4 protein-coding genes are annotated in these 4,823 nt (G+C 71.4%); all 4 read left to right on the top strand.

What is annotated here, in order from left to right; genetic code table 11:
• The coding region (locus tag CHC05_RS11045) for a sigma-70 family RNA polymerase sigma factor (RefSeq protein WP_144022552.1) at positions 1-490 on the top strand (490 nt) is incomplete at its 5' end.
• A gap of 66 nt (positions 491-556) precedes the next feature.
• Positions 557-2,674: a glycogen debranching protein GlgX gene (gene glgX, locus CHC05_RS11050; RefSeq protein WP_089247576.1), complete on the top strand. Its 2,118-nt coding sequence runs from the start codon at positions 557-559 to the stop codon at positions 2,672-2,674.
• Between the two features lies 1 nt (position 2,675).
• Positions 2,676-3,530, top strand: coding sequence for a DUF3459 domain-containing protein (locus CHC05_RS11055; protein WP_089247578.1), 855 nt, complete (start codon positions 2,676-2,678; stop codon positions 3,528-3,530).
• Between the two features lie 48 nt (positions 3,531-3,578).
• Positions 3,579-4,517, top strand: a complete 939-nt coding sequence (locus CHC05_RS11060; protein WP_218824510.1) for a TerC/Alx family metal homeostasis membrane protein — start codon at positions 3,579-3,581, stop codon at positions 4,515-4,517.
• Positions 4,518-4,823 lie beyond the last annotated feature (306 nt).

The following is a 4,823-nucleotide window of genomic DNA, read 5'->3' on the forward strand; positions in this document are numbered from 1 at the left end:
GCTCAAGCGCCACTTCCGCGACCGCACCTGGGACATCCGCGTGCCGCGGCGGTTGCAGGAGCTGCGGCTGGCGATCTCGGAGGCCAACAGCTCGCTGCTGCAGACGCTGGGCCGCTCGCCGACGGTGGCGGACGTCGCCGCGCACCTCAAGATCTCCGAGGAAGAGGTCCTGGAGGGCCTGGAGGGCGCCCGGGCGTACAACGCGGTGTCGCTCTCGACGCCGACCGGCGACAGTGAGCGGGGCACGGAGCTCGGCGACCTGCTCGGGTCGGAGGACACCTCGTTCGAGCTGGCCGAGCTGCGCGTGGCGCTCGGGCCCGCGCTGGCGACGCTGGACGAGCGCGAGCAGAAGATCCTGACGCTGCGCTTCTACGGCAACCTGACCCAGTCGCAGATCGCCGACCAGATCGGCGTCTCCCAGATGCACGTCTCGCGCCTGCTTACCCGAGCCCTGGCCAAGCTACGCGGCCACCTGGGCGAAAGCGTCTGATCGCGGCCCGGGCCGTACCAGCTTGATTTTGGTTCAAAATGGACTAAAAGCCGCTAGTCTGCGGTAATGCTGGTATGGCCCGGCCGGCGCTACCCGCTCGGTGCTACGTACGACGGGGTCGGCACGAACTTCGCGGTGTACTCGGCGGTGGCCGAGGCGGTCGAGCTGTGCCTGTTCGACGCCGCCGGTGACGAGCAGCGGATCGATCTGACCGAGGTCGACGCGTACGTCTGGCACGTGTTCCTGACCGGTGTCCAGCCCGGCCAGCGCTACGGCTTCCGCGTCTACGGGCCCTGGGACCCCGCCAAGGGGCTGCGCTGCAACCCGCACAAGCTGCTGCTCGACCCGTACGCGAAGGCTGTCGACGGTGACGTCCACTGGCATCCGGCGGTCTACGGGCACGACCTGGCCGACCCCGACGCGATGTCGACCACCGACTCGGCGCCGTACCTGCCCAAGGCCGTCGTGGTGAACCCCTACTTCGACTGGGGCAACGACCGCGCGCCGCGTACGCCGTACCACGACACCGTGATCTACGAGGCGCACGTCAAGGGGCTGACCGCCCGGCACCCCGGTGTTCCGGAGGAGCTGCGCGGCACGTACGCGGGGCTGGCCCACCCGGCGTCGATCGAGCACCTGACCACCCTCGGGGTCACCGCGGTCGAGCTCATGCCGGTGCAGCAGTTCGTGCACGACCAGCACCTCACCGACCGGGGACTGCGCAACTACTGGGGCTACAACACGATCGGCTACTTCGCCCCGTACCACGGCTACTCGGCGATGGGTCGGCACGGCCAGCAGGTGCAGGAGTTCCGCGGCATGGTGCGGGCGCTGCACGCCGCCGGGATCGAGGTGATCCTGGACGTTGTCTACAACCACACCGGCGAGGGCAACCACCTCGGGCCGACACTGTGCTTCAAGGGGCTCGACAACCCCGGCTACTACCGGCTGTCCGACGAGGACCCCCGCTACTACGTGGACTACAGCGGCACCGGCAACTCGCTCAACGTGCGCAGCCCGATCTCGCTGCAGCTGATCATGGACTCGCTGCGGTACTGGGTCCAGGAGATGCACGTCGACGGGTTCCGGTTCGACCTGGCGGCCACCCTGGCCCGCGAGTTCTACGAGGTCGACCGGCTCTCCACGTTCTTCGAGGTGGTCCAGCAGGATCCGGTGGTCAGCACGGTCAAGCTGATCGCCGAGCCGTGGGACGTCGGGCCGGGCGGCTACCAGGTCGGCAACTTCCCGCCACTGTGGACGGAGTGGAACGGCAAGTTCCGGGACACCGTCCGGGACTTCTGGCGCGGCGAGCCGGACACCCTCGCCGAGTTCGCCACCCGGATCAGCGGCTCGGCCGACCTCTACCAGGACGACGGGCGCCGGCCGGTGGCCAGCATCAACTTCGTCACCTGCCACGACGGCTTCACGCTCGGCGACCTGGTGTCGTACGACGACAAGCACAACGCGGCCAACGGCGAGGACGGCAACGACGGCTCGTCCGACAACCGGTCGTGGAACTGCGGCGCGGAAGGCCCGACGTCAGACCCGGGCGTGCTTTCTTTGCGGGCCCGGCAGCGCCGCAACTTCCTCGCCACGCTGTTCCTCTCCCAGGGCGTGCCGATGCTCGGCCACGGTGACGAGCTCGGGCGCACCCAGCGCGGCAACAACAACGGCTACTGCCAGGACAACGAGCTCACCTGGGTCGACTGGGTCGAGGTGGACGACGCCCTGCTGGCCTTCGTGCGCCGGCTGGCCGCCTTCCGGGCCCGGCACCGGATCTTCCGCCGCCGCCGGTTCTTCACGGGCGCGCCGGTCGCCGGTCGGGACGTGACCACACCGGTCGCGGACATGGCCTGGTTCGCCCTCGACGGCACCCCGATCTCGGACTGGGACAGCGAGGTCAACGCGCTGACCCTGTTCGTCAACGGCGAGGGCATCAAGGAGCGCGGCCGGTACGGGCAGCGCCAGGTCGACGACTCGTTCCTGCTCTGCTTCAACGGCCACCACGAGCCGCTCTCGTTCGCCCTGCCACCGGCCGAGTACGGCGAGAAGTGGCAGGTCGTCTTCGACACTGCCGCTTGGAGCGCCGACGAGGTTCCGAGCGAGCCGCCGCTGACCGTCGCCGCCGGCGCCCGGACCACCGTCGCGGAGCGCAGCCTGCTCGTCTTCGACCGGGAAGTGTGAGGTGTCCGGCCGGGTCGTCTACGCGCTGGACGACCTGTCCGCCGTGACCGGGCTGGCCGACCTCGGCGTCGACACCGTCGAGATCGAGCCGCCGGAGGACGACGACCTGCTCCGCCGCTTCGTCGTGGCCGCCCGGGCGCAGGGGCTCGGCGTCACGCTGCGGCTGGCCAGCGACCGCATCCTCGGCCCGGCCGTGGTCGACCACGTCGTGCAGTGGCTGGCCGGTTTCGCCCTCGACGGCGTGCGCCTCGACGGGCCGCCGGCGCCCGTGCCGCTGGGCGAGTTCGCGGCCGCGGTCGGCGCGCTCTCCGACCACCTCGGCCGGCCGCTGACCCTGGCCGAGTCCAACCGGTTCCTGGTGCCCGCCGCGGGTGGCGTGCTCGGCACGCTGGAGGGCGTCAGCGCCTGGCTGTGGCGAACCGGCGACCCCGATCCCGTGCTGCCGCTCGCACCGCCGCCGCCGGGCGCCGTGGCCACGCTGACCGGGCTGCGCGACGTGGCGGCGACCCTGCTGCTGACGGCGCCGCTGACCCCGCTGCTGTCCCGGTCCGACGACCTGCCGCCGGCCACGCTGCGCGAGCTCACGGCGCTGCGCCGGGCCCACCCCGACCTGGCCGCCGCCCGCCCGGAACCGACCCGCCCGATCCGCCGCGGCGCCGAGGTGATCACCATGCGGCGCGGCGCGCTGGTGGTGGCGGCCAACATCGGGGTGGCGCCGGCGCGGGTGGGCCTGCACGGCGTACCCAAGGCGGTCCTGTTCACGACCCGCTCCGGCGTGAGCATCACGAACACCAGCGTCGACCTGCCACCGGAGTCGGCGGCCGTGATCGCCTGCTGCCGCTTCGACCAACCCTGACGGCTAGTCTTCTCCGGGTTTGGGTCCGGTGGCCTGGGGAGGCGCGTGGTGGGTGTGTCGGTGCTGGGCTGGGTGCTGACCACGGTCGTCCTGGTCGGTCTGCTCGCGGTCGACCTGCTCGCCGTGTCCCGCCGCAAGGACGCGGTCACGCCGGCCGGTGCCGCCCGCTGGATCGGCCTCTACGTCGGGCTGGCGCTGGTCGCCGCCGTCGCCATCGGGATCTGGCTGGGCCGGGAGACGGCCGAGCAGTTCGTGGCCACCTACGTGACCGAGTACAGCCTCAGCGCCGACAACCTGTTCGTCTTCATGCTGATCATCGGCCGGTTCGCGGTGCCGCCCGGAGCGGTCGAAGAGGTGCTGACCGTCGGCATCCTGATCTCGCTCGCCCTGCGCATCGTGTTCATCGCCGCCGGCAGCGCCGCGGTGCACGCGTTCAACTGGCTGTTCTACCTGTTCGGCGCGTTCCTGGTCTACACGGCCGTGCGGCTGCTCGGCTCGCTGCGCGACAAGGACGGCGAGGAGGAGAAGCCGCCGGGCATCGCGCTGCTGTCCCGACTGATCCCGGCCACCGACGTGTATGCGGGCCGCCGCTTCACCACCGTGGTCGACGCGCGCCGGGTGCTCACCCCGATCCCCCTGGTGATCGCCGCGATCGGCCTGGCCAACCTGGTCTTCGCGCTGGACTCGCTACCGGCCGCCTTCGGCCTGACGCAGAGCGCGTACGTGATCGTCACCGCCAACGCGTTCGCGATGCTGGGCCTGCGGCAGCTCTACTACGTGGTCGGCGGCCTGCTGGAGCGCGTGGTCTACCTCCCGGTCGCGCTCGCGGTGATTCTCGGCTTCATCGGGGTAAAGCTCGTCTTCGAGGCCCTGCGCGGCTCGCACGTCGCCGCCCCGGAGATCGGCGTCGGCCCGTCGCTGGCCGCCATCATCGGCGTCCTGGCGATCGCGGTGATCGCGAGCGCGGTCCGCAACCGCCACGTCTGACGCGGACCGCAACCCGGCGTGCCGCAACGCGGCCATGCCTCCACCCCAGCAGTGCCGCACCCCTGGCGTTTCCGCAACCTCCGCTGCCGCAACCGTCGGCGTTGCCGCAACCCCGCGGTGCGCAACCGCCCGCGTTGCCGCAACCCCAGCGATGCCGCACTCCTGGCGTTGCCGCAACGCCCCGCAGTGCCGCAACCGTCGGCGTTGCCGCAACCCCCGCGGTGCGCAACCGCCCGCATTGCCCCAACCCTCGCGGTGCGCAACCTCCCGGCGTTGCCGCAACCCCCGCAGTGCGCAACCGCCCGC

Origin of the sequence: Asanoa hainanensis (assembly GCF_900188485.1) — a bacterium.
Taxonomy (GTDB): Bacteria; Actinomycetota; Actinomycetes; order Mycobacteriales; family Micromonosporaceae; genus Asanoa; species Asanoa hainanensis.